Origin of the sequence: Streptomyces sp. NPDC000594 (assembly GCF_040299965.1) — a bacterium.
Lineage (GTDB): Bacteria > Actinomycetota > Actinomycetes > Streptomycetales > Streptomycetaceae > Streptomyces.
Genome location: NZ_JBEPCY010000003.1, coordinates 1 through 23788, shown reverse-complemented (window position 1 = coordinate 23788; position 23788 = coordinate 1). Strand labels below are relative to the sequence as shown.

Sequence of the window (23788 nt, the reverse complement as noted above, 5' to 3'; positions counted from 1 at the left end):
TCTCAGTTCTCGTTCTTCGGGGGGTTCACTTCGGATGCGGTCAGCTCGTCCTGGCCCACCGCGCCACTGTTCTTGTCGAGGGACCAGTGCGCCCGCTCGAACTTCCGCTCCTTCCAGCGGTAGATCACCCGCTCCACCGCGGACGGGTTGGAGGCGGGGTCCTTCTCGCCGTAGATCTCCCGGGTCACCTCGAGGTCGCCCCGGTCGATCACCGCGTTGACGCCGGGCTCCTCCAGGCTGAAGACATTCTCGTACCGGGTGTCGTCCACCCGGTAGACAAAGGTGGCGAGGCCGACCCCGTCGGTGCAGCTCAGCACATTGACCACCACATCGGGGACGCGCCCGCCGGTGAGATAGCCGTAGGAGGTGTGGACCGGGAAGTCGTCGGCCTGGTTCCCGCCGGTGCAGCCCTTCAGCTCGGTCCGCACCCAGTCACCGGCCTTGGCGTCCTGGCGCAGCAGCTTCACCACATCCACATCGAGCGGGTCGCCCACCTTCAGCCCCAGCGGGCCGCCGGTGGGGCGGGGCTTCGGCGCGGCGGCTCCGGTGGCGCCGGTGCTCGGCGCGGAACCCTCGTCCTGGACCCCGTCGCCCCCCGTGGAGCACGCGGCGGTGAACAGCCCGACGGCGGCGAGCACGACCACCGTCGCCCCCACCGCCAGTCCGCCCCGCGGGGCCGGGCGCCCCGCGCCGAACGCCCCCGCGCCTCTCAGGCCGCGCACCGCTCCTGCCCCCGCTCGTCGTCCCTCAGACCGTGCCGCACCCCCGGCAGCCGCCGGGCCCCGCCGCCGGCACCGGCCGCCTGGCCGCGCTCCAGCGCCCTGGCGTCCAGGTCCCGGCTCTCCAGCTCCTGGCGGAGCCGGGCCAGGGCCCGGTGCAGAGTGCTCTTCACGGTACCCGTCGACATGCCCAGCGCGGCAGCCGTCTCCTCGGTGCTCATCTGCTCCCAGTGGCGCAGGACCACCACACTGCGCTGCTTGGGGGCGAGCACCTTGAGGACCTCCATCAGCAGCGCCCGGTCGGCGCGCTGGTCACTGCCGTCCTCGATGCACGCGTCGGGCAGCTGCTCGGTGGGGACCTCCTCCAGCTTGCGGGCCCGCCACCACTCCGTACGGGTGTTGATCATCACCCGGCGGAGGTAGGCGTCGGCGAGGGACTTGTCGGCGATGCCGTCCCAGCGGCCGTAGGTCCGGGCCAGCGCGGTCTGGAGCAGGTCCTGGGCGTCGATCGGGTCCGGCACGAGCCGACGGGCACTGCGCAGCAGCGCCTCCTGCCGGGTGCGCACGTACTCCTCAAAGCCGAGTACCTCGCCATATGCCATGCCGACCCCTCCGTCCCCGCGACAGTCCCCGCGTCAGTCCCGCGTTCCGCTTACGTTCGAGAAGGTACGGAGCGGTTGTCACGGCGCTGTGCGGAGCAGCCGTCGGACGGCGCACGGGCGGCCATCGGTTGTGTAACAGCGGGGAGGGAAACCGCTGGCCGGGTGGACAGGGTGGGGACCCGGCCAGCGATTGTCACCCTCAGCCCCCGGGCGGTGACGGGCTGCTGCGGACGGTTGTGCGGTCGGTTGTTACGGGTGGCCGCGCGGCTCCGGTCCGGCGGACGGCCGGCCGGCTCCCGCCGTGCGGCCGTCTCCCGCCGTGCCGACGGTGGTACGGGCGTGCGGGGCCGCGCGCGGGCCGGTCAGGCGGGCAGCCGGTAGAAGCCGTCCGCGAGCGGTTCGACCAGTCCGTCGGCGACCAGTCCGTCCAGCGCCCGTGCCCGCTGCACCGGCTCCTGCCAGACCGCGTCCAGGGCCTGGCGCGGCACCGGGCCCCGGGCGTCCCGCAACACCGCGAGCAGCTTCCCGCGCACCTGGCGGTCGGTGCCCGCATAGGTCTGGCCCTTGCGCGCGGGCCCTTCGTGCGCGGGCTTCCCCGCCAGCCGCCAGGTGCAGCGGTCGGCGATGGGGCACCGCCCGCACGACTCATTGCGCGCGGTGCACACCAGCGCGCCCAGCTCCATGGAGGCGGCGGCCCAGCGGGACGCGGTGGTGTCGTCGTCGGGGAGCAGCGCCCGCGCCAGCTTCCGCTCGGCGGCGGTGGTCGCCGTCGGCGGGTACTGGATCCCGGTCGCGGCCCGGGCGAACACCCGCCGCACATTGGTGTCCAGGACGGCGTGGCGCTGCCCGTACGCGAAGGAGGCCACCGCCGCCGCCGTGTACTCGCCGATCCCGGGGAGCGCCAGCAGCTGGGCGTGTTCGCTGGGTACGTCGCCGCCGTGCCGCTCCGTTATCGCCTGGGCGGCTCCGTGCAGCCGCAGCGCCCGGCGGGGGTAGCCGAGCCGGCCCCAGGCGCGGACCGCCTCACCGGGCGCCTCGGCGGCCAGGTCGGCGGGGCGGGGCCAGCGGGCCACCCACTGCTCGTAGACGGGGAGCACCCGGTTCACCGGGGTCTGCTGGAGCATGAACTCGCTGACCATCACCCCCCACGCACCCGCCTCGGGGCGCCGCCACGGCAGATCGCGGGCGTGCTGGTCGAACCAGGCGATGACGGGGAGGTGGAGGGAGGTGGCGTCGGGGGCGAGAGCTGTGGTGGTGTCAGTCATGGCACCCCCGATCCTGGCACGGCCGGGGCGATGGGTGTCGCATCCGCTCCGGGGCATGGGCTAAGCGGCGCAGAACCCGTGGTGTGGAAGGCAGGCGCTGAAGCAGGCGCGCCCCGGGCCCGCGAACCGGGTCGCGGCGCCGTCGCGGCCGGTCCGCACCGTGGCCGTACGGCTCCCACCTGTGGCGATGATGGTGAGCCACCTCTGACGGGCGTGGCGGGGGACGGGGCCGGCCCGAAGCGGAGGAAGATGTTCCGTGATGATGATCGGCAGAACATGCCGCGCGGGCGGCGGGTACGAGCCGAGTGGGCCCCGTTCTCTCGTAGAGTTCGGTCCGTGGGATCTCTGCGCAATCCGATCGGGCCGCTTCCCTCCACCATTTACTGGCGCCGGAGGGCCATCGCTCTGTCGCTCGTAGCGCTGCTTGTCGCGCTCGGCGTCTGGGCACTCGTCTTCGGCGGGGGTGACGAGGACCGTGCCGACAACGCCAACGGCGCCTCCGCGTCCGCCCCTTCGACCATCGGACCGGGTCCCTCCCAGTCCGGCCCCGCGATCGGCACCCAGCCGGGCGGCCGGGACGAGCCCGGCGGCTCGGGCTCCGGCTCCGGCGGTGGCTCGGAAGGCGGCGACGGCTCCGGGGACGACGGCGGCGACGGCGGTACGGGCTCCGGCGGCTCCGGCTCCGGCCAGGGTTCCGGCTCGGGCTCCGGGAGCGGCGGCTCCGGCGGCGGTACGGGCGGCTCGGCGGGCTCCACCGGTTCCACCGGCTCATCGGGGCCGGTCGCCGCGGCACCGGCCGGTGAGCGGGTCGCGGCGGGCTCCCCGCTCCCCGACTGCCCTTCCGGCGCGCTGAAGTTGACCCCCGGCACCCGCAATGAGTTCACCCCCGGGGAGAAGCCCTCCTTCGTCCTCAATGTGACCAACCGGTCCAAGGAGACCTGCAAGGTGGATGTCGGGCCGAGGGCGGCCGTCTTCACCATCACCGACCCGGAGGGCGCGGTGTGGTCCTCCGAGGACTGCCCGGCCGCCGGTGAGCGCGCGGTGCTGAGGGTCCCGGCGGGTGCCACCGTCGGCCACACCGTCACCTGGGACCGCACCCGCAGCGAGCCCAAGTGCGCGACGCCGGAGCCGGGCGCGGTGCCCGCCGGTACCTATGTGGTGGAGCTGGAGTACCCCGGCAAGCCCGCGTGGGAGCGGTCGTTCGTCCTCACCAAGGACTGAGGCCCGCCGAGGCCGCCGAGCCGCCGACAGCCGAGCCGCCGGGCGCGGGGCCCGGCGGCCGGATCGGAGGTGCGTGAGGTACCCCGAGGTGTGTGAGGTGCCCGAGGGATGTAAGGCCGGACCCCCGGATCAGACGTACCGCTCCAGGATGGACGACTCGGCGAGCCGGGAGAGCCCCTCCCGCACGCTTCTGGCCCGCGCCTCGCCCACCCCGTCGACCGCCTGGAGGTCGTCCACACTGGCGGCGAGCAGCTTCTGGAGCCCGCCGAAGTGCTCCACCAGCCGCTCGATGATCGCGCCCGGCAGCCTCGGCACCTTCGCCAGCAGGCGGTAACCGCGCGGCGACACCGCCGAGTCCAGCGTCTCGGGAGAGCCGCTGTACCCCAGCGCCCTGGCCACGATGGGCAGTTCCAGCAGTTCGGCGTGGGAGAGCGCGTCCAGCTCCGCGAGGGCCTCGTCCACCGTCCGGGACCGCTGCGGGCCCCGCCCGGCCGAGGCCCTGGGGGAGGAGGCCTCCGGCACATAGTCGCGGACGACCAGCTCCCGCTCCGGCTCCACGCCCGCGATCAACTCGTCCAGCTGGAGCGAGAGCAGCCGGCCGTCGGTGCCCAACTCCACCACATACTCGGCGATCTCGGTCGCGATCCGGCGGACCATCTCCAGCCGCTGCGCCACCGCGGTCACATCCCGGACCGTGACCAGGTCCTCGATCTCCAGCGCGGAGAGGGTGCCCGCCACCTCGTCCAGCCGGAGCTTGTACCGCTCCAGGGTGGCCAGTGCCTGATTGGCCCGGGAGAGGATCGCCGCCGACTCCTCCAGTACCCGGCGCTCACCGTCCACATAGAGCGCGATCAGCCGCATGGACTGGGAGACCGAGACCACCGGGAACCCGCACTGCCGGGAGACCCGGTCGGCGGTGCGATGGCGGGTACCGGTCTCCTCGGTGGGGATGGAGGCGTCCGGGACCAGCTGCACCCCGGCCCGGTGGATCTTGCTGATGTCCTTGTCCAGGATGAGCGCGCCGTCCAGCTTGCACAGCTCACGCAGGCGGGTGGCGGTGAACTCCACATCGAGGACGAAGCCGCCGGTGCACATCGACTCGACGGTTCTGTCCATGCCCAGCACGATCAGCGCGCCCGTGTTGCCGCGGAGGATGCGCTCCAGGCCGTCCCGCAGGGCGGTGCCCGGGGCGACCGCGCTCAGCGCGGCACGGATCTGCGCTTCATTGCCTGAGCCCGCGCCGGACTTTCCGGGTGCTGATGCCCGGTCGTTGACTGCCACTGCGCTCCTCCGGCTCGTACGGGTGGGCGAGACCAGGGCAAAGTCTACCGGCGAGTGTCGACGCTCCGTGGGGCGTCCATGCGCTCCGTGCAAGGGACCCCCTCCCGGGCGGCGGACACGGCCGCTCCCCGGTCAGTCACCGGGCCCGGCGGACCCGCCCGGAGCACCCCCGCCGGACCCCTCCGCGGCGCCCTTCGGCGCCCGTGCCCGGCCCCGGGGCAGCACCCGCAGCGCCTCGCCCACATCCGCCACTTCCGTGACCCGCATCCCCGGCGGCACCTTGCCCGGATCCGCCGGGACCAGGGCATGGGTGAAGCCGAGCCGATGGGCCTCGGCCAGCCGCCGCTGGACCCCGGTGACCCGCCGGACCTCGCCCGCGAGCCCCACCTCGCCGATGGCCACCAGATTCTTGGGCAGCGGGGTGTCGCTCGCCGCCGACGCCAGCGCCAGCGCCACCGCGAGATCGGCGGCCGGCTCCGTCAGCTTCACCCCGCCCACGGTCGCGCTGTAGATGTCCCGCTTGCCCAGCGCGCTGATCCGGCCCCGCTGCTCCAGCACGGCCAGCATCATCGACACCCGGGAGGTCTCCAGCCCCGAGGTGGTGCGCCGGGGGGAGGGGATCTGCGAGTCCACCGTCAGTGCCTGCACCTCCGCGACCAGCGGCCGGCGCCCCTCCAGGGTGACCGTCAGACAGGTGCCGGGGACGGCTTCGGCCCGGCGGGTGAGAAAGAGCCCCGAGGGGTCGGCCAGACCGGTGATGCCCTCGTCGTGCAGCTCGAAGCAGCCGACCTCGTCCGTCGCCCCGTAGCGGTTCTTCACCCCGCGGACCAGGCGCAGCCGGGCGTGCCGGTCGCCCTCGAAGTGGAGGACCACATCGACCAGGTGCTCCAGCAGCCGGGGCCCGGCGATGGCGCCGTCCTTGGTGACATGGCCGACGAGCAGGGTGGACATCCCGCGCTCCTTGGAGGCCCGGATCAGCGCCCCCGCGACCTCCCGCACCTGGGCCATCCCGCCGGGCGCCCCGTCGATCTCCGGGGATGCGACCGTCTGCACCGAGTCCATGATCAGCAGGGAGGGGCCGACCGCCTCCACATGGCCGAGCACGGCGGAGAGATCGGTCTCGGCGGCGAGGAAGAGATGGTCGTGGAGGGCCTTGATGCGGTCGGCGCGCAGCCGCACCTGGCTCGCCGACTCCTCGCCGGTGACATAGAGGGTCGGGTGGTCGGCGCTGGCGGCCTTGGCGGCGACATCGAGGAGCAGTGTCGACTTGCCGACGCCGGGCTCGCCCGCGAGCAGCACCACGGCACCGGGCACCAGCCCGCCGCCGAGCACCCGGTCCAGCTCGTCCACGCCGGTGGAGCGGGCCTTGGCCTGCCGCACGTCGACCTCGCCGATGGGGACGGCGGCCGTGGTGACCCGGCCCGCCGCGGTGGTGCGCACGGCGGGGGTGCCGTGCTCCTCGACGGTCCCCCACGCCTGGCACTCGGGGCAGCGGCCGAGCCACTTTGCGGTGGTCCAGCCGCACTCGGTGCAGCGATAGGAAGGCCTGTCCTTGGCGGTTTTCGTACGGGCAGCCATGCGGAAACCGTAACCGCCCGCACTGACAGCGGATCCCGCGCCGCCCGCAGCGCGCCGTACCGGCCCTCCCGGGTGCGCCGCTCCCCGCCCCGGCGACCGGTTCCGCCCGCTCCCGCGGTCCTTCGGACCGGTGGTGATCGTTTCTGTTCCCCGTCGAGCGCACTGTTCACCCGTACGAGGTAAAACCGCTCAAGAGTTACGAAACGACTGCGCCCGCCCCCTACCGTCTCGGCGTGACGAGCAGCAGGCTTGAACGACCGACGCACACCACCGGCGCACACCGGGCGGCGCGGCGTGCGCCACAGCCGCCGGCCGACCAGGACCCCACCCGCCACGGGTCCCGCCCGGAGTCCTGTGCCGAGCCCCGCTCCGACTCCCGCCCGGAGTCTCGGCACGGGTCCCGCCCGGAGCCCCGCCCCCCGCTCGCCCGCGACGCCCGCCTCGACGGCCTGTTCACCTACTGCCTCACCGCCCTCGGCGACCACGACGACGCCACCGCCGCCCTCGCCGATGTCCTGAGGACCGCCGAGCGCCACCGGGGCCGCCGCCCCGCCACCGAACCCACCCGCACGGCCTGGCTCTACGCCCTGGCCCGCTGGGCCTGTCTGCGCACCCTCGCCGACCGGCGCCCACGCCCCGGCGCGCACACCGGCCGCCCGCGCGCCGCCGAGGACGGCCCCCGCCCGCCGGAGGGGACCGCCGAGCGCCGCCGCGCCGAGATCGCCCTGCTGGCCTGGCCCGAGGCGGCCGGAACCACCCCGGAGCAGCGCGACGCCCTGGAGCTGGCCGTCCGCCACGGCCTCGGCCACCGCCAGGTCGCCGCCGTCCTCGGCCTCGACCCCATCGCCGCCCGGGAGCTGCTCGCCACCGCCGCCTGCGAGGTCGAGCGCACCCGTACCGCACTCACCGTGGCGGCCGAGGGCGGCTGCCCCGCCGTCACCCGTACCGCCGGTGACCGGGACGCGCTCTCCCCGGCGCTCCGCGCCGAACTCGTCCGCCATGTGGACGACTGCCCGCGCTGCCGCCGTGCCGCCGAGCGCGCCGGGGCCGCCGCGCCCTGGCCCGGCCAGCCCCGTACCCCCGACACCCTGCCGCTGCTGCCCGCGCCCCCGATGGAGGGCGATGCCGTCCAGCTCTCGATACGCCGCACCCGGCACGCCCGTCCCGCCCCCCGCTTCGGCCCCGACGGATTCCCGCTCGACCCCCAGGACCACGCCGCCCGCCGGGACCGGCTGCGGGCCCGCGCGGTGACCACGGCGGTCGTCGCGGCCGTCGTCGCCGCCCCCCTGTTCGCCCTCTGGGCGGCCTACCGGGGCGCCCCGCTCATCGGCGAGGGCCACGACGGCACCACCTCGGTCAGCGCGGCCGAGAACGGCGACCCCCTCGGCGACGAGCCCCAGGACCGCTACCAGAACGCCGGGAGGTCCGGCGGCGGCGCCGCGCCCGGCCTCACCGCCGGATCCCGCTCCCCCGATGTGTCGGTGGAGGTCGGCGGAGCCCCCGGGGCGCCCGCCCGGCCCGGCTCGCCCGGCCCCGGGCGGCTCACCGTCGAGGCCCGGCCCCAGGGCGACGCCACCCTGATCACCCTGCGGGCCCGGGGCGGCGGCGATCCGGCGGGCGTCCGTTGGTCGCTCTCGACCGACGCCCCCTGGCTGCGGCCGAACCGCGCCGGGGGCACCCTCGCCCCCGGCACGTCCGTCACCGTCCTGATCGCCGTGGTCCCGGACCGGCAGCCCGCCGGGTACTGGCGGGCCCGGGTCGCCGTGGCACCCGCCGGAGCGGTGGTCACCATCGAGGGCCGGGGCCCGCACGCCCCCGAACCACCCCGGCCCCGGCCCACCGCCGCACCGCCGACCGTCGCCCCCACCACGGAGCCGGCACCGCCGACCAGCGACCCCACCGGGGAGCCGGTCACCCCGCCCCCGGCCACCGGGGAACCCACGCCGCCCCCGGGCTGAGCCCACCCGGCCCGCCGGGCTCAGCGGTCAGCAGCTGCCGCAGCCCCCGGCCCCGTCACCCGTCCCGGTATTGGCGATCGTCAGCGGAAGCCGTCGTCCCTCGTCCGCCGGGTGCGGCGCCATCAGCGGCAGCCGCGAGGCGAGCCGCGCCTCGCACAGCTCCACCAGCACCTTGTACGCCTTCTTGCCCATCATCTCGACCAGCTCCGCCCGGTACGAGACATAGACCGGATCCCCGGCCCCGTGCGCCGAGGTCGCCGAGGTGCACCACCAGTGCAGATCATGACCGCCCGGCCCCCACCCCCGCCGGTCGTACTCGCCGATCGACACCTGGAGCACCTTGGTGTCGTCCGGCCGCTCGATCCAGTCGTACGTCCGCCGCACCGGCAGCTGCCAGCACACATCCGGCTTGGTCTCCAGCGGCTCCCGGCCCTCCCGCAGAGCCAGGATGTGCAGCGCGCACCCGACACCCCCGGAGAACCCCGGCCGGTTCTGGAAGATGCACGACCCCTTCCAGCGGCGGGTCTGCCGCTCGCCGTCGTCGTCCACCCCGACCCAGCCGGTATCCGCCCCCACCTCGTGGAACTGCCACATCTCCGGAGTGAGCCGGGCCACATGCCCCGCGACCCGCTCCTCGTCCTCCTCGTCGGAGAAGTGCGCCCCCAGCGTGCAGCAGCCGTCGTCCGCCCGGCCCGCCCGGATCCCCTGGCAGCCACTGCCGAAGATGCAGTTCCACCGCGAGGTCAGCCAGGTCAGATCGCACCGGAAGACCTGCTCCTCGTCGGCGGGGTCCGGGAACTCCACCCACGCCCGGGGGAAGTCCAGGCCCTTCTCGTCGTCCCGGAGGGTCTCCTCGGACACGTCCTGGATCTTCACCGAAGACCGGACCTCATCGTTTTTTACCGTTTTCGGTGGTTTCGGCTTTTTCGTCTTTGGCACACGGCAAGGGTATGTCCGTGCGCGCAGTAGCGTGTCAGTCCATGAGACTCGGAGTCCTCGACGTCGGTTCGAACACGGTGCACCTCCTGGTAGTGGACGCGCACCCCGGCGCCCGCCCCCTGCCCGCCCACTCCCACAAGGCCGAGCTGCGCCTCGCCGAACTCCTCGAAGACGACGGAGCCATCGGAACCGCCGGCATAGACCGGCTCATCTCCACCATCCACCGTGCCGTCCAGGCCGCCGAGGACCAGGGGTGCGAGCAGGTGCTCGCCTTCGCCACCTCCGCCGTCCGCGAGGCCAGCAACGCCGACCTCGTCCTCGCCCGGGTACGGGCCGAGACCGAGGTCGACCTCCAGGTCCTCACCGGGGCCGAGGAGGCCCGTCTCACCTTCCTCGCCGTCCGCCGCTGGTTCGGCTGGTCCGCCGGGAAGCTGCTCGTCCTCGACATCGGCGGCGGCTCGCTGGAGATCGCCTACGGCATCGACGAGGAACCCGACGCCGCCGTCTCGCTCCCCCTCGGCGCAGGCCGCCTCACCGCCTCCTCGCTCCCCGGCGACCCGCCCGGCGCCGATGACGTCCGCGCGCTGCGCCGCCATGTCCGTACCGAGATCGCCCGGACGGTCGGCGAATTCAGCCGCTTCGGCCGCCCCGACCACATCGTGGCCACCTCCAAGACCTTCAAGCAGCTCGCCCGGATCGGCGGCGCCGCCCGGGACGCCGACGGCCTCTACGTCCAGCGCGAGCTGAGCCGCAAGTCGCTCCAGGAGTGGGTGCCGAAACTCGCCGCCATGACCGTCGAGGAGCGCGCCGCGCTCCCCGGGGTCAGCCTGGGCCGCGCCCGCCAGCTGCTGGCGGGCGCCCTGGTGGCGGAGGCCGCCATGGACCTCTTCGGCGCCCTGGAGCTGGAGATCTGCCCCTGGGCCCTGCGGGAGGGCGTCATCCTGCGGCGCCTGGACCACCTCCCCGTCGGCTGACGGCGGCTCCCGGCCGTCCCGGGGGCCCGTACGCTGTCTCCGTGGCAGATCCCGTGGCAGATTCCGTGGCGCGTACCCCCGGCGTGAAGGTCGCCCTGTCGACCGCCTCGGTCTATCCGGAGTCGACGGCGACGGCCTTCGAGATCGCCGCCCGGCTGGGGTACGACGGTGTCGAGGTCATGGTCTGGACGGACCCGGTCAGCCAGGACATCGAGGCGCTGCGCCGGCTCTCCGACTACCACGGGGTGCCCGTCCTCGCCGTCCACGCGCCCTGTCTGCTGATCACCCAGCGGGTCTGGTCCACCGACCCCTGGGTGAAGCTCCAGCGGGCCCGGTCCGCCGCCGAGCGGCTGGGCGCGTCGACCGTGGTCGTCCACCCGCCGTTCCGCTGGCAGCGCCAGTACGCCCGGGACTTCATCGCCGGGATCGGACGGATGGCGGACGAGACGGACGTCCGGTTCGCCGTGGAGAACATGTACCCGTGGCGCTACCGCGACCGGGAGATGCTGGCGTACGCCCCGGAGTGGGATGTCACCAAGGACGACTACCGCCACTTCACGATCGACCTCTCGCACACCGCGACCTCCCGCAGCGACACCCTCGCCATGCTGGACCGGATGGGCGACCGGCTGGGCCATGTCCATCTCGCCGACGGCAACGGCTCGGCCAAGGACGAGCACCTCGTCCCCGGGCGGGGCAAGCAGCCCTGTGCCGAGGTGCTGCACCGGCTGAACCGCTCCGGGTTCGAGGGCCATGTGGTGATCGAGGTCAACACCCGCCGGGCCGAGTCCGCCGCCGTCCGCGAGGCGGATCTGGCGGAGGCGCTGGCCTTCGCCCGCCGCCATCTCACCTGGCCGGTGCCGGACCTCCCCGACCTCTCCGCTCTCCCTGATCTCTCCGACCTTTCCGGAATCTCCAGGACCCCGCCGTCCGACGACCCGGCGCCCGCGGTGACCGACGACGCCGGGCCGGAGTCGGAGCAGGAGCAGGAGGCGGGGCCCGCCCCGGAGACCGAAGGGCGGCGCGGCCGGGGTGCCGGACAGCGGCCGCGCAAGGGCCGGACGGTACGGGACGGAGTGCGCGGCACCTGAGCCCGTACCGCGCGTCCCGGGCCCGTACCGCGCGCACCTCCCCGTACATCCCCGTACACCCCCGGACAACCGCCTGTGCACTCGTACAACAGTCTGCGCACTTGGCCGACGACCATGGCGGTACGGTCCGTAAAGCCGCAGGTCCGGCCCGGAGGGAAGGCCCACGGAGGGTTCGCCCGATCCGGGGCGATCGTTCCGGATCCCGGACACAGTGTCCGGATCTTGGTCGTCGGGCGTAGGCTCGTACCCGGGTCACCGAGACCCATCGACGTAACCCATCCGAGGAGCGAGCGACGATGCCCGAGCTGAGGTCCCGCACAGTCACCCACGGCCGCAACATGGCGGGCGCACGCGCCCTGATGCGCGCTTCGGGCGTAGCCAGTGCGGACATCGGCAAGCCGATCATCGCCGTCGCCAACTCCTTCACGGAGTTCGTCCCCGGCCACACCCACCTCCAGCCGGTCGGCCGGATCGTCAGCGAGGCGATCCTGGCCGCCGGGGCGGTCCCCCGCGAGTTCAACACCATCGCGGTGGACGACGGCATCGCCATGGGCCACGGCGGGATGCTCTACTCCCTGCCCTCCCGCGACCTGATCGCGGACAGCGTCGAGTACATGGTCGAGGCCCACTGCGCCGACGCCCTGATCTGCATCTCCAACTGCGACAAGATCACGCCCGGGATGCTGATGGCCGCACTGCGCCTGAACATCCCCACCGTCTTCGTCTCCGGCGGCCCCATGGAGGCGGGGCAGGCCACCCTGGTCGACGGCACCGTCCGAAAACTCGACCTGGTGAACGCGATCGTGGACGCCGTGGACGAGAGCATCTCGGACGAGGACATCCTCCGCATCGAGGAGAACGCCTGCCCCACCTGCGGCTCCTGTTCCGGCATGTTCACCGCGAACTCCATGAACTGCCTCACCGAGGCCATCGGCCTCTCCCTGCCGGGCAATGGCTCCGTCCTCGCCACCCACACCGCCCGCCGCGCCCTCTACGAGAACGCCGCCCGCACGGTCGTGGACATCACCCGGCGATACTACGAAGGCGACGACGCGAGCGTGCTGCCGCGCTCCATCGCCACCTACGCCGCCTTCGAGAACGCCATGGCGCTCGACATCTCCATGGGCGGCTCCACCAACACCATCCTCCATCTGCTGGCCGCCGCGCAGGAGGCCGAGCTGGACTACGGCCTCGCCGACATGGACGCCGTCTCCCGCCGGGTGCCCTGTCTGGCGAAGGTCGCGCCCAATGTCGCCCCCGGCGGCACCTACTACATGGAGGATGTGCACCGGGCCGGTGGCATCCCCGCGATCCTGGGCGAGCTGTACCGCGCGGGCCTGCTCAACGAGGACGTCCACACCGTCCACTCCCGTTCGATCAAGGAGTGGCTCGGCACCTGGGACGTGCGCGGCGGCACCCCCTCCGACGAGGCGGTCGAGCTGTGGCACGCCGCCCCCGGCTGCAAGCGCTCGGCGGAGGCCTTCTCCCAGTCCGAGCGGTGGGATTCGCTGGACACCGACGCCGCGGGCGGCTGCATCCGTGACGCCGCCCACGCCTACAGCAAGGACGGCGGCCTCGCCGTGCTGCGGGGCAATATCGCCGTCGACGGCTCCGTCGTGAAGACCGCCGGTGTCGACGAGTCGATCTGGACCTTCGAGGGACCCGCCGTGGTCTGCGAGTCCCAGGACGAGGCCGTCGACAAGATCCTCCGCAAGGAGATCACCGCGGGCGATGTCGTCGTCATCCGGTACGAGGGGCCGCGCGGCGGCCCCGGGATGCAGGAGATGCTCTACCCGACCTCCTTCCTCAAGGGGCGGGGCCTGGGCAAGTCCTGCGCGCTGATCACCGACGGCCGCTTCTCCGGCGGCACCTCCGGCCTCTCCATCGGCCATGTCTCCCCGGAGGCCGCGGCCGGCGGCACGATCGCCCTGGTCCAGGACGGCGACCGGATCCGGATCGACATCTCGGGGCGCAGCGTCGAGCTGCTGGTCACCGAGGAGGAGCTGGCCGCCCGCCGCGAGGCCCTCGGCGGGGTGTACGCCCCGAAGAACCGCGAGCGCAAGGTCTCGGCCGCGCTGCGCGCCTATGCGGCGATGGCGACGAGCGCGGACCGCGGCGCGGTCCGGGATGTCTCCCTGCTCGGCTGAGCCCTCTCACCTTTTGACGCCCCGGTTCCGGTTCGCCCGGCCGGGGCGTCGGCGTTCCCGAATCCCGTGCCACCCCGGTCCCGTGCGGTTCCCGGGTCCCGGGCACCCGGGTGCGTCTCACCAGCCTGCGGGCCGCCGTGCGTCCACCGCGAAGACCGAGCCGTCCGGCGCCGCCCCGAAGACCCGGTCGCCCACCACCACCGGCAGCGGCAGCCGCGCCGCGAAGGTGTGCTCGGCGTCGCCCATCCGGGGCTTGGTCTGCCCCGTGATCACCCCGCGCCGGGTGTCCAGCGCCAGCAGCCGCCCGTCCCCGGCCGTCACATGGACCGTGTTCCCGTGCGGCACCGGCGGGGAGAGATGCGAGGCCATGGTCTCCCGGCGCCACTTCTGCCGTCCGTCCCGCGCGTCCAGCGCCAGCACCGAGCCGGTGCCCCCGCCCGCGCTGACATAGACGACACCACCGGCCACGGCGGCCCGGCCCTGGTCGACCGGGGCCGCGATCGGGAACCTCCGCACCGCGCCCCCGCCCGTACCGCCTCCCGTACCGCCGGAACGGGCCCGCAGATCCAGCCGGACGACCGCGTCCGTGAACTGGTCCCGGTCGGTGGAGAGCAGATAGAGCGCGCCCCCGGAGAGCTGGAAGGGCTGGAGGTTCCCGGCGAGCCGCTCGGTCCACAGCCGCTTCCCGGTCCCCGGGTCGACCGCGGTGACCACCGTGGAGCGGCCGTCCGCCGAAGGGGCGGCCCGCAGCAGCGGCGAACCCTTCCCGCCCGGATGGGCGCCCACCCACTGGGCGCCGACCTCACCGCCCGGCAGCGACCAGCGCTCCCGGCCGTCCGCCGCCCCCAGGGCCCGGACCCGGCCGTCCGCCGAGGTCAGCAACACCAGATCGCCGAGGTGCCGTACGGAGGCGTACGCGGCGGTGCTCATCTCCCACCGCGCCTTTCCGGTACGGGGGTCCAGCGCTTCGAGCCGCCGGTCACCGGCGGCGACCACCTGGACCAGACCGCCCGCCAGCACCGGGGGCCCGGCCGCGTCGGAGCCCGCGCCCCGCGCCGGAACCGACCACACCGTCCGTCCGGTGGCCGGATCCAGACGGGCGGCATGGATCCCGGGAGCCGCGCAGAACACCCCGGACACCCCCGCCGTCGCGGTGCACTGCGGTGTCCGGTTCCCGCCGCCACCGCGCCGCAGCACCACACTCCAGCCGTCGAACGTCCCCTTCCCGGCGGTGGGCGCCGTACCCCCGCCGCCGCGCCCCGGGCCGTCACCGCCCGGCACACCCAGGACGAGCACCCCGGCGGTCGCCAGGGCCGCGAGCGCCGCCCCGCCGACGGCCAGCAGGGGCCCGCGCCGCCGTATCCGGCCCGCCGCCGCCTTCGGTGACACCCGGGAGCCCGCGTCGTCCTTGACGTACCGGTCCCCGAAGTCCGCGGGGGCGTACTCATCCGCCACCCGCTCCACCGGGTCGGGCGTACGCGGCGCCGGGATATGGGCCTGGGTGTCGTACGAGGCGGCGGCCGTCGCCTCCCGCAGCGCCACCATCACCTCGTACGGGGTCGGCCGCAGCGCCGGGTCCTTCTCCAGACAACGGCTCAGCAGCGGTACGAGGTCCGCCGGCACCCCCGACAGATCCGGCTCGTCATGGACGACCTGGTACGCCACGATGTACGGGCTGTCCGAGTCGAAGGGCCCCCGCCCGGTCGCCGCGTGCACCAGCACCGACCCCAGGGCGAAGACATCGGCCGCCGGGCCGACCTCCCTCGGCCGCTGGAACTGCTCGGGCGCCATGAACGGCGGTGTCCCGATCAGCTTCCCCGTCTCCGTACGAAGATCACTGTCCGTAGGGCGCGAGATCCCGAAATCAATCACCTTCGGACCGTCCGGCGCGAGCAGCACATTGCTCGGTTTCAGATCCCGGTGGACCACGCCGGCCCGGTGGATGTCCCGCAGCGCCTCCGCGAGCCCGGCCCCCATCCGCCGTAGCTCGGCCCCCTCCAGAGGATTCCGCTTCACTCGCTCGGAGAGGGTCGGCCCATCAATGAACAAGGTGGCCATCCAGGGCCGCCCGGCCCCCGGGTCCGCATCGACCACCGAGGCCGTAAAGGCTCCGCTGACCCGCCGCGCCGCCGTGACCTCCTGCCGGAAACGCGCCCTGAACTCGGGATCCGAGGCGTGCTCGGCATGGATGACCTTGACCGCGAGGCGAAGCCCCGAATCGGAGACGGCGAGATGCACCACCCCCATGCCACCGGTGCCCAGACATGCCTCAAGGCGGTACTGGCCGGCGTATTCCGGGCGTTCCGCTTCCGGGTGCTGCCCGGGATTGCGCAGCGGCGGCATCTCCTACCCCTGTTCCTCTGGGCGCGCGCACGCGACTCACGGAGCCTAGTCGATGGTGCGTGCGATCGGAGGGTGGCTTGTTAGCCTTCCTCCGACGTACCGTGCGTATCCGCACATACAACAACGGGGGAGATTTCGATGGCACTTGAAGAAGTACGTCCGGAAACAGTTGATCTTGGCGGTGTGGAAACCATCGCCGAACCCCTGCTGACCACCCGTTCCGCCAAGCGGTACCCGGTCGCCCCGGGACACCGGGTCAATGTCCGCAGCGGCCCCGGCACCGGCTACGACGTCGTCCGCGTCCTGGCCTACAACGCCCGGGTCCCGATCAACTGCCAGAAGACGGGGGAGCGCGTGAGCGGCCCCTACGGCACCACCAACATCTGGGACTGCATCGGCAGCGGCGAGTTCATCTCCGACGCCTATGTCCAGACCGGCAGCGACGGCTACGTCGCCATCCGCTGCTCCTAGGTCGTCTCTTTCGGATCTTGCTGGGCTCGCGTGCCCTGGCACCGCACTCCCCCTGGGCCCCCGGGGACCCGGGCGCGCTCCCGGGGATAATCGACCCCGTGAGCGACGAGAAGGACTCCAGCCAGAACGAACGCCCCGGCGGCGACACGGGCCCGCGCCCCGAACCCCTCCGCTTCTTCGGTACGACCTGGGTCGACCACAGCGGCGGGTACGGACCGCGCCGGGCCGGTGTCGCCGTCGGCGCGCTGGCCGCGGCCGTCGCGGGATTCCTGGTGCTGCTCCTCGGCTACCAGGGGCTGACCATCGCCGACGTGGGCGGCTTTGTGAACGGGCTGGTCATCGTGATGTTCGCGGTGTGCAGCGCCATCGCCTTCCGCAAGACCTGGGAGGGCTTCGGCCGCCGCCCCAGCGGCACCGGACCCGACCAGCTCTACAGCCTCAAGGCCATCGGCTTCGTCGGCATCTTCCTGGCCTACAGCGTCCGCGCCCTGATCGAGGCGCCCGGCGAGAAGCTGCACCGCGAGGAGTACGAGGCCGCCCGCGCCCGCTGGGAACGCCGCCGGGGCACGCGCAGCGGCAACCCGGCCGCGCGGCGACGCAAGCGCCGCTAGGTACGGCCATCCCCGTGGGGCCTTGACGCGGCGCTGTCGGGCCGCGCGAGTATGGGGCATACGAGCTGTGGATCTTCGCGGTCCCCTGGGCCGTGGGGCCTGGGGAGGCCCCATGCCAGGCCTGAACGGCCCGGGGAAGCCCCCTGAGCCCGGTGGTCCGGGGAGGCGCCGTCGCCGGGCGGTGGGGGTCCATGGCAAGCACCGCACCGGCCCCCGCCGGCTCCGCCGGCCACCGCGCCCCGCACCGAAAGGTCACCATGGCCCACGCGACACCCGCACCCCTCCATGACCCCTCCGGAACGGGCCCCGGGCCCACCTCGGACCTCTGGCAGGAGACCGGCCGCGCCCTCTCCTTCGGCCGGGCCGCCGACCAGTACGACACCGCCCGCCCCGGCTACCCGCCCGTCCTCTTCGAGACCGTCGAACGGGAGCTGGGCCGCCCCCTGCGCGGCGCCGACACCGTCGACGTCGGCGCGGGTACGGGCATCGCCACCCGGCTCCTCGTCGACCGCGGCGCCCGGGTCGTCGCCGTCGAACCCGGCGACGGCATGGCCGCCCGCTTCCGCCGCACCCTGCCCGGCACCCCCGTCGTCCGCGCCATCGGCGACCGGCTGCCCCTCGCCGACCACAGCGCCGACCTCATCACCTACGCCCAGTCCTGGCACTGGACCGACCCCCGCCGGGCCCTCCCCGAGGCCCTGCGGGTCCTGCGCCCCGGCGGAGCGCTCGCCCTGTGGTGGAACACCGCCGACCGCACGGTCCCCTGGATCGCCGCCCAGTCCGAACGGCTCGTCGAACGCCTCGGCAACGACACCCTCGGCGCCCCCGGCAACGCCCGCCGCCTTCCCGACGGCGCCCCCGCCTCGGTCCTGCACTCCCTGCGCTGGACCCGCGACATCCCCCTCGACACCCACCTCGCCAACATCGGCAGCCACTCCGCCTTCCTGACCGCCGACCCGCAGGCCGCCGACGACGCCCTGCGCCGCGAACGGACCGAACTGCTCCGTCTCTTCCCCGACGGCCGGATCACCGAGGAGTACACCGTTCTGCTGACCGTCATGCCCGCGCCGCGGAACACCGCCCGCTGAGGGAGAGAGGCAAGCGACCATGGCCGAACTGACCTACTTCGAGCAGGAACGCAGCCGCCTCTGGGGCATCGCCTACCGGATCACCGGTTCGGTCGCCGACGCCGAGGACGCCGTCCAGGACGCCTGGCTCCGCTGGCAGGCACTCCCCGACGACCGGGCGGACAACCCCCGCGCCTATCTCACCACCGTCGTCAGCCGTATCTGTTACGACCAGCTGACCTCCGCCCGCGCCCGCCGGGAGACCTACACCGGGACCTGGCTCCCCGAACCCGTCGTCACCGGGAACAGCCCCGAGGACCGGGTCACCCTGGACGACACCCTCGGCACCGCCCTGCTCACCCTGCTGGAACGGCTCACCCCCGCCGAACGCACCGCCTTCGTCCTCCACGACATCTTCGCCGTGCCCTTCGGCGAGATCGCCGAGGCCGTCGGCCGCACCCCCGAATCCGTACGCCAGCTCGCCTCCCGCGCCCGCCGCCGGGTCCGCGCCGAGGAACCCCGCCGCACCGTCGACCGGGGCGAGCACCGCCGCGCCCTCGACGCCTTCCTCGCCGCCGTCACCGCGGGCGACCTCGACGGCCTGCTCAAGATCCTCGACCCCGAGGTCGTCTGGCGCTCCGACGGCGGCGGCAAGGTCCTCGCCGCACGCGTGCCCGTCCTCGGCCGGGAGAAGGTCGCCCACTTCATCGCCCACATCGTGGCCCGCGGCCTCACCCCGGGCGTCGCCGTGCTCACCGTCCAGGAGGTCAACGGCGCCCCCGGTGTCGTCTTCCAGGACCCGACCACCGGCATCCGCGGCGTCTACGCCATCACCGTCGACCAGGGCCTGATCACCGGGGTCGACGCCGTCCTCAACCCCGACAAGCTCAGCCACCTCGACTTCGACACCCTGGTCCGCCCGAGCCCCACCACGCCGTAACCACATCCGTAGCCGTAACCGCAGCGGCCCGGAGTGCGACAGCGGGGGACCGGTCTCCGGTCACCCTCCGGCCCCGGTCATACCCCGGGCCGCTGTCACACTCCGGGCCGCGCTGTCGTCACCAGGGCATGAACACCACCCCACAGCGCACCCAGCGGCACATCATCGTCCTCGGCGCCGGATACGGAGGTCTCCTCGCCGCCCTCCGGCTCGCCCCCCACACCCGCGTCACCCTGATCGACCCCGCCGACCACTTCACCGAGCGGGTCCGCCTCCATGAACGCGCCACCCGCCCCACCACCGTCACCCACCCCCTCGGCGCCCTCCTCAAGGGCACCGGAATCCGCCATGTCGCCCGCCGCGCCACCGCCCTCGACCCCACCGCCCGGCAGGTCACCACCGACGACGGCGAACACCACGGCTACGACCGGCTGATCTACGCCCTCGGCAGCCGCACCCCCGACATCCCCGGCGAAAACGTCTACACCGCCGAATCCGCCGACGCCCTGCGCAAGCGGCTCCAGGACCGCCCCGGCACCCTCGCCGTCGTCGGCGGCGGCCTCACCGGGATTGAGATCGCCGCCGAGATCGCCGAGAGCCACCCCGACTGGCGGGTCCGGCTCCACTCCACAACGCCCATCGGCGCCGACCACAGCCCCCGCGCCCGCGACCACCTGCACACCGCCCTCAGCCGGCTCGGCGTCCGCACCGAGGAGGGCCGGGTCACCGGACCCGACTCCCTCGACTCCGACGCCGTCGTCTGGGCCGCCGGAATGGTCCCCAACACCGCCCTCGCCGCCTCCGCCGGACTCACCCTCGACCCGCACACCTCCCGCGTCGCCGTCGACGCCACCCTGCGCTCGCTCAGCCACCCCGACATCTACGCCGTCGGCGACGCCGCGGCCGCCCACTCCGGACCGGCCGGAGAGATCCGGATGGGCTGCGCCGGAGCCCTCCCCACCGGCTCCCACGCCGCCTCCGCGATCCTCGCCGAGGGCCGCGGCCACCAGCCCCCACCCCTGGACTTCGCCTTTGTGATGCGGTGCGTCAGCCTCGGCCGCCAGGACGGCCTGATCCAGTTCGTCCGCGCCGACGACACCCCCCGCGACCGGATCCTGACCGGCCGCGCCGCCGCCCGTACCAAGGAACAGATCGTGCGCCACACCGTCCGTGTCCTGCGCCTCGCCCGGCACACCCCCGGCGCGGTCACCCTCCTGCCCGGCCTCGGCTGAGCCCACCCGGCCCCTCACCCGGCCCTTCACCCCCGTACCGCCACTCCCATCGCCGTCTCCCCGCCCCATTCCCACTCCCGCTCTCGCTCCCCGCCCGACAGCAGCACCGCCAGCGCCGCCCGGCCCCGCGACAGCCGAGCCTTCACCGTCCCCGGCGGCGCCTGGGTCCGCGCCGCCACCTGCTCCACACTCCAGTCGCACAGGTGATGCAGGACCACCGCGTCCCGCTGCGCCCTCGGCAGCCGCCGCAACGCCTGGACCAGCACCGTGTGCTCCGGCCCCGGCCCCGGCACCCCGTCCGGCGCCGCGCCCGGGCCCACCAGCTCCCGCCATCGCCGCGCCCGCCGCCGACGGCTGATCACCAGCCGTACCGCCACCGTCCGGATCCATGCCTCCGGAGCCGCCTCCACCCGCAGACCGCTCCGCCGGCACCAGGCCCGCAGAAACGCCTCCTGCACCGCGTCCTGCGCCTCCCCCTCATCCCTGGTCACCGCCGCCAGCTGCCCCACCAGCCGGGGAAAGGCCGTCGTATAGAAAGCGTCGAACTCTTCCTCTGTCACGAGCCCTAGGAGATCCCACAAGCACCACAGGTTTCAGTAGTCCCATTTCGCACCAACCGTCACACCCCTCAGTCGTCCTCCCATCCGCCCCTCGGACACCCCGGCACCGTCCCGCACGCGGTGCGAGGATGAGCCCACGACCCCCCACCGGCGAGGTGAACAGAGCCATGACCCAGACAGTTGCCGTGCTCGGTACCGGAAAGATCGGCGAAGCGCTGCTCAGCGGGATGATCCGGGCCGGCTGGCGCCCCGCCGATCTGCTGGTCACCACCCGCCGCCCGGAACGCGCCGAGGAGCTGCGCTCCCGCCATGGCGTCGAGCCGGTCACCAACGCCGAGGCGGCCAAGCGCGCCGACACCCTCATCCTCGCCGTGAAGCCCCAGGACATGGCCCGGCTGCTGGATGAACTCGCCCCCCACCTCGGCCAGGACCGCCTGGTCATCAGCGCCGCCGCCGGCATCCCCACCTCCTTCATCGAGGAACGGCTGACCGCCGGCACCCCCGTCGTCCGGGTCATGCCCAACACCCCCGTCCTCGTCGACGAGGGGATGTCCGTGATCTCCGGCGGCAGCCATGCCACCGCCGACCACCTCGCCCACACCGAGGAGATCTTCGGCGGCGTCGGCAAGACCCTGAGGGTCCCCGAGTCCCAGCAGGACGCCGCCACCGCGCTCTCCGGCTCCGGACCGGCGTACTTCTACTACCTCGTCGAGGCCATGACCGACGCGGGCATCCTCCTCGGCCTCCCCCGGGCCCAGGCCCATGACCTCATCGTCCAGGCCGCCATCGGCGCCGCCGTCATGCTCCGCGACAGCGGCGAGCACCCCGTCAAGCTCCGTGAGGCGGTCACCTCCCCCGCGGGCACCACGATCAGCGCCATCCGCGAACTGGAGAACCACGGGGTGCGCGCCGCCCTGATCGCGGCCCTGGAGGCGGCCCGCGACCGCAGCCGGGAACTGGCCTCCGGCAACGGCTGACCACAGCGACGGAGCGGTCCGCCGCCCGGTGAGGTGCACCGGACAGCGGACCGCCGCCCCGTCGCCGGGGCGTGCCGCCACGGGCGTCCCCCGGGGGACGCCCGCCGCTCAGCCCGCCGGCAGCAGCCCGACCGCCGCATAGGCCGCGTCGACCCGGGGCCGGGCCAGGGCACTCGCCCGCTCGGCGCCCGCCCTCAGCACCTCGTCCACATAGCCGCCGCCGTCCGAGGCCAGCTCCGCATGGCGCTCCCGCACCGGCCGCAGCAGCTCCACCACCGCGTCGGCGGTGTCCCGCTTCAGATCCCCGTACGACCGGTACGCACCGGCCAGCTCCGCAGGGTCACCGCCCGAGCAGGCGGCCAGGATCTCCAGGAGATTGGTGACCCCCGGACTCTCCTCCCGGTCGTACCGGACCTCGCTCCCGCTGTCGGTCACCGCCCGCATCACCTTCTTACGGGTCGTGTCCGGGTCGTCCAGCAGATAGACGATCCCGTTCCCCGGCTCGTGCGACTTGCCCATCTTCGACGTCGGGTCCTGGAGATCCATGACCCGGGCGGCCACCGGCGGATGCGTGGCCCTCGGCACCGTGAAGACATGCCCGTACCGCTGGTTGAACCGGAGCGCCAGATCCCGGGTCAGCTCCACATGCTGGGTCTGGTCCTCGCCCACCGGCACCTCGTCCGTGCCATGGGCCAGGATGTCCGCCGCCATCAGCACCGGATAGGTCAGCAGCGACAGCCGTACGCTCTGCCCCGCCGCCCGGGCCCGCGTCCCCTTCTCCTTGTACTGGATCATCCGCCGCAGCTCACCGTCGGTGGCGGTGCACTCCAGCAGATACGAGAGCCTGGTGTGCGCGTCCACATGGCTCTGGACGAAGACGGTGCAGCGCTCCGGGTCCAGCCCCGCCGCCAGCATCAGCGCCGCCGCCTGCCGGCTGAGCCTGCGCACCCGTGCGGGGTCGTGCTCGACGGTCAGCGCGTGCAGGTCGACCACGCTGAAGAGCGCGTCCGCCCGGTGCTGATCGACCTCGACCCAGCGCCGCAGCGCCCCGAGGTAGTTGCCCAGCGTCAGATGGCCCGTGGGCTTGATCCCGCTGAAGATGCGCTTCATCCCGCTCTCCGTTCCGATCGGGACCACCGCGCCCGGTCGGCCGAACCCTGGGAGGGGATACGAAAAAGGCCGCCGGAGCGGCGGCCTGTGAGTACATGCTCAGGGAGTGGCCGCCGTCAGGCGGGCCACCACTGAAGGGAGCATGTACGGGTTGTCATGCGGGTGAGCGTACGGGACCGAGGGACCGGGTTGACAGTGCCTGGACGGAGTCCGTAGTGTTCTCCGAGTTGCCCGACGTGAGCGCCGACTTCGGTTGGTCCCCGGGCGACCATCCCGTAAGACCTCATCACAACGAGCGACGCTCTGTCGCCTGGTTTTTGGTGTCCGTCTTTTCGGGGTGAGGAATCCGCGGCCATCCGGTCGCCACCTCGATTGGCATCGAGGTGAAGGAATCCGCTAAAGTCTCACTCGTCGGAACGGCCCAACAGCCGGAAAGACAACCCGATTTCGACCGGGAATCAGGCCCGAAAGGATCTGATAAAGTCGGAGCAGCCGAAAGGCAAAAGGCCGGTCCAACTGGCCGCTGGATCCGAAAGGTCCGAATCCCGGGAGACCGGGGGGCGGGAAAAGGATCTGGTAGAGTTGGAAACGCCGAAAGGCAAGAAAGACCGAAGGGAAAAGCCCGGAGGGCCCCGTGAGACGGGCTCGAAGGAAGCGTCCGTTCCTTGAGAACTCAACAGCGTGCCAAAAGTCAACGCCAGA

General features: G+C 73.3%; 19 protein-coding genes and 1 pseudogene. 11 read left to right on the top strand and 9 right to left on the bottom strand.

Going from position 1 to position 23788, the window contains the following annotated elements; genetic code table 11:
- Positions 1 to 2: 2 nt before the first annotated feature.
- From ABT354_RS05160 to ABT354_RS05150, 3 genes are all read right to left on the bottom strand, one after another.
- Positions 3 to 722 carry a hypothetical protein gene (locus ABT354_RS05160; protein WP_351489263.1) on the bottom strand — a complete coding sequence of 240 codons (720 nt, stop codon included), beginning with the start codon at positions 720 to 722 and terminating at the stop codon, positions 3 to 5.
- On the bottom strand, positions 710 to 1321 hold the full coding sequence (locus ABT354_RS05155; RefSeq protein ID WP_351489260.1) for a SigE family RNA polymerase sigma factor: 612 nt from the start codon (positions 1319 to 1321) through the stop codon (positions 710 to 712). Before ABT354_RS05155 ends, ABT354_RS05160 begins: the two co-directional genes overlap by 13 nt.
- A 362-nt stretch (positions 1322 to 1683) precedes the next feature.
- Positions 1684 to 2586: an iron-sulfur binding domain-containing protein gene (locus tag ABT354_RS05150; protein WP_351489258.1), complete on the bottom strand. Its 903-nt coding sequence runs from the start codon at positions 2584 to 2586 to the stop codon at positions 1684 to 1686.
- Positions 2587 to 2922: 336 nt separating this feature from the next.
- On the opposite strand from ABT354_RS05150, the gene ABT354_RS05145 reads away from it, so the two are divergent.
- On the top strand, positions 2923 to 3807 hold the full coding sequence (locus ABT354_RS05145; protein ID WP_351489256.1) for a hypothetical protein: 885 nt from the start codon (positions 2923 to 2925) through the stop codon (positions 3805 to 3807).
- 129 nt (positions 3808 to 3936) lie between these two features.
- On the opposite strand, the gene disA is transcribed toward ABT354_RS05145, so the two are convergent.
- Together disA and radA are read right to left on the bottom strand one after the other, a co-directional pair.
- Positions 3937 to 5088, bottom strand: coding sequence for a DNA integrity scanning diadenylate cyclase DisA (gene disA / locus ABT354_RS05140; protein ID WP_351489253.1), 1152 nt, complete (start codon positions 5086 to 5088; stop codon positions 3937 to 3939).
- A gap of 132 nt (positions 5089 to 5220) precedes the next feature.
- On the bottom strand, positions 5221 to 6666 hold the full coding sequence (gene radA, locus ABT354_RS05135; RefSeq protein ID WP_351489250.1) for a DNA repair protein RadA: 1446 nt from the start codon (positions 6664 to 6666) through the stop codon (positions 5221 to 5223).
- A 233-nt stretch (positions 6667 to 6899) separates the two neighbouring features.
- Between radA and ABT354_RS05130 the strand changes: the two genes are divergently transcribed.
- Positions 6900 to 8624, top strand: a complete 1725-nt coding sequence (locus tag ABT354_RS05130; protein WP_351489248.1) for a sigma-70 family RNA polymerase sigma factor — start codon at positions 6900 to 6902, stop codon at positions 8622 to 8624.
- A 27-nt stretch (positions 8625 to 8651) separates the two neighbouring features.
- Here ABT354_RS05130 and ABT354_RS05125 read toward each other — a convergent pair whose 3' ends face one another.
- Entirely contained in the window at positions 8652 to 9485 is an 834-nt protein-coding gene (locus ABT354_RS05125; protein ID WP_351489245.1) for a DUF3109 family protein, read from the bottom strand.
- 119 nt (positions 9486 to 9604) lie between these two features.
- Here ABT354_RS05125 and ABT354_RS05120 point away from each other — a divergent pair, with 119 nt between their 5' ends.
- The 3 genes and pseudogenes from ABT354_RS05120 (at position 9605) to ilvD (ending at position 13775) form a co-directional block, all read left to right on the top strand.
- Positions 9605 to 10537 carry a Ppx/GppA family phosphatase gene (locus ABT354_RS05120; RefSeq protein WP_351489243.1) on the top strand — a complete coding sequence of 311 codons (933 nt, stop codon included), beginning with the start codon at positions 9605 to 9607 and terminating at the stop codon, positions 10535 to 10537.
- Between the two features lie 53 nt (positions 10538 to 10590).
- Positions 10591 to 11385, top strand: a pseudogene (locus ABT354_RS05115) (sugar phosphate isomerase/epimerase family protein); the annotation flags it as partial.
- A 539-nt stretch (positions 11386 to 11924) separates the two neighbouring features.
- A complete protein-coding gene (gene ilvD / locus ABT354_RS05110) occupies positions 11925 to 13775 on the top strand; it encodes a dihydroxy-acid dehydratase (RefSeq protein WP_351489240.1) in 1851 nt (616 codons plus the stop codon).
- Positions 13776 to 13892: 117 nt separating this feature from the next.
- On the opposite strand, the gene ABT354_RS05105 is transcribed toward ilvD, so the two are convergent.
- A complete protein-coding gene (locus ABT354_RS05105) occupies positions 13893 to 16118 on the bottom strand; it encodes a protein kinase domain-containing protein (protein WP_351489238.1) in 2226 nt (741 codons plus the stop codon).
- Positions 16119 to 16256: 138 nt separating this feature from the next.
- Between ABT354_RS05105 and ABT354_RS05100 the strand changes: the two genes are divergently transcribed.
- From ABT354_RS05100 to ABT354_RS05080, 5 genes are all read left to right on the top strand, one after another.
- Positions 16257 to 16589, top strand: coding sequence for a peptidase (locus ABT354_RS05100; RefSeq protein ID WP_351489236.1), 333 nt, complete (start codon positions 16257 to 16259; stop codon positions 16587 to 16589).
- Between the two features lie 98 nt (positions 16590 to 16687).
- Positions 16688 to 17200, top strand: a complete 513-nt coding sequence (locus ABT354_RS05095; protein ID WP_351489234.1) for a hypothetical protein — start codon at positions 16688 to 16690, stop codon at positions 17198 to 17200.
- A gap of 257 nt (positions 17201 to 17457) precedes the next feature.
- The gene (locus ABT354_RS05090) at positions 17458 to 18288 is read left to right on the top strand and encodes a class I SAM-dependent methyltransferase (RefSeq protein ID WP_502983344.1); all 831 of its coding nucleotides are present in this window, start codon (positions 17458 to 17460) and stop codon (positions 18286 to 18288) included.
- Positions 18289 to 18307: 19 nt separating this feature from the next.
- Complete coding sequence (sigJ, locus tag ABT354_RS05085; protein WP_351489230.1) at positions 18308 to 19207, top strand: RNA polymerase sigma factor SigJ; 900 nt, start codon at positions 18308 to 18310, stop codon at positions 19205 to 19207.
- Positions 19208 to 19335: 128 nt separating this feature from the next.
- Complete coding sequence (locus ABT354_RS05080; protein ID WP_351489228.1) at positions 19336 to 20439, top strand: NAD(P)/FAD-dependent oxidoreductase; 1104 nt, start codon at positions 19336 to 19338, stop codon at positions 20437 to 20439.
- Between the two features lie 26 nt (positions 20440 to 20465).
- Here ABT354_RS05080 and ABT354_RS05075 read toward each other — a convergent pair whose 3' ends face one another.
- The gene (locus tag ABT354_RS05075; protein ID WP_351489226.1) at positions 20466 to 20999 is read right to left on the bottom strand and encodes a SigE family RNA polymerase sigma factor; all 534 of its coding nucleotides are present in this window, start codon (positions 20997 to 20999) and stop codon (positions 20466 to 20468) included.
- 167 nt (positions 21000 to 21166) lie between these two features.
- Between ABT354_RS05075 and proC the strand changes: the two genes are divergently transcribed.
- On the top strand, positions 21167 to 21976 hold the full coding sequence (gene proC / locus ABT354_RS05070; protein ID WP_351489224.1) for a pyrroline-5-carboxylate reductase: 810 nt from the start codon (positions 21167 to 21169) through the stop codon (positions 21974 to 21976).
- Between the two features lie 108 nt (positions 21977 to 22084).
- Here proC and trpS read toward each other — a convergent pair whose 3' ends face one another.
- Positions 22085 to 23086, bottom strand: a complete 1002-nt coding sequence (gene trpS, locus ABT354_RS05065; RefSeq protein WP_351489221.1) for a tryptophan--tRNA ligase — start codon at positions 23084 to 23086, stop codon at positions 22085 to 22087.
- Positions 23087 to 23788: the final 702 nt, after the last annotated feature.

What these genes read in the sequence shown, in the direction of transcription:
- ABT354_RS05155 (WP_351489260.1), bottom strand. Translation starts at nt 1,321, where the DNA reads ATGGCATATGGCGAGGTACTCGGCTTTGAGGAGTACGTGCGCACCCGG.
- ABT354_RS05150 (WP_351489258.1), bottom strand. Translation starts at nt 2,586, where the DNA reads ATGACTGACACCACCACAGCTCTCGCCCCCGACGCCACCTCCCTCCAC.
- radA (WP_351489250.1), bottom strand. Translation starts at nt 6,666, where the DNA reads ATGGCTGCCCGTACGAAAACCGCCAAGGACAGGCCTTCCTATCGCTGC.
- ABT354_RS05120 (WP_351489243.1), top strand. Translation starts at nt 9,605, where the DNA reads ATGAGACTCGGAGTCCTCGACGTCGGTTCGAACACGGTGCACCTCCTG.
- ilvD (WP_351489240.1), top strand. Translation starts at nt 11,925, where the DNA reads ATGCCCGAGCTGAGGTCCCGCACAGTCACCCACGGCCGCAACATGGCG.
- ABT354_RS05105 (WP_351489238.1), bottom strand. Translation starts at nt 16,118, where the DNA reads ATGCCGCCGCTGCGCAATCCCGGGCAGCACCCGGAAGCGGAACGCCCG.
- ABT354_RS05100 (WP_351489236.1), top strand. Translation starts at nt 16,257, where the DNA reads ATGGCACTTGAAGAAGTACGTCCGGAAACAGTTGATCTTGGCGGTGTG.
- ABT354_RS05090 (WP_502983344.1), top strand. Translation starts at nt 17,458, where the DNA reads ATGGCCCACGCGACACCCGCACCCCTCCATGACCCCTCCGGAACGGGC.
- sigJ (WP_351489230.1), top strand. Translation starts at nt 18,308, where the DNA reads ATGGCCGAACTGACCTACTTCGAGCAGGAACGCAGCCGCCTCTGGGGC.
- ABT354_RS05080 (WP_351489228.1), top strand. Translation starts at nt 19,336, where the DNA reads ATGAACACCACCCCACAGCGCACCCAGCGGCACATCATCGTCCTCGGC.
- proC (WP_351489224.1), top strand. Translation starts at nt 21,167, where the DNA reads ATGACCCAGACAGTTGCCGTGCTCGGTACCGGAAAGATCGGCGAAGCG.
- trpS (WP_351489221.1), bottom strand. Translation starts at nt 23,086, where the DNA reads ATGAAGCGCATCTTCAGCGGGATCAAGCCCACGGGCCATCTGACGCTG.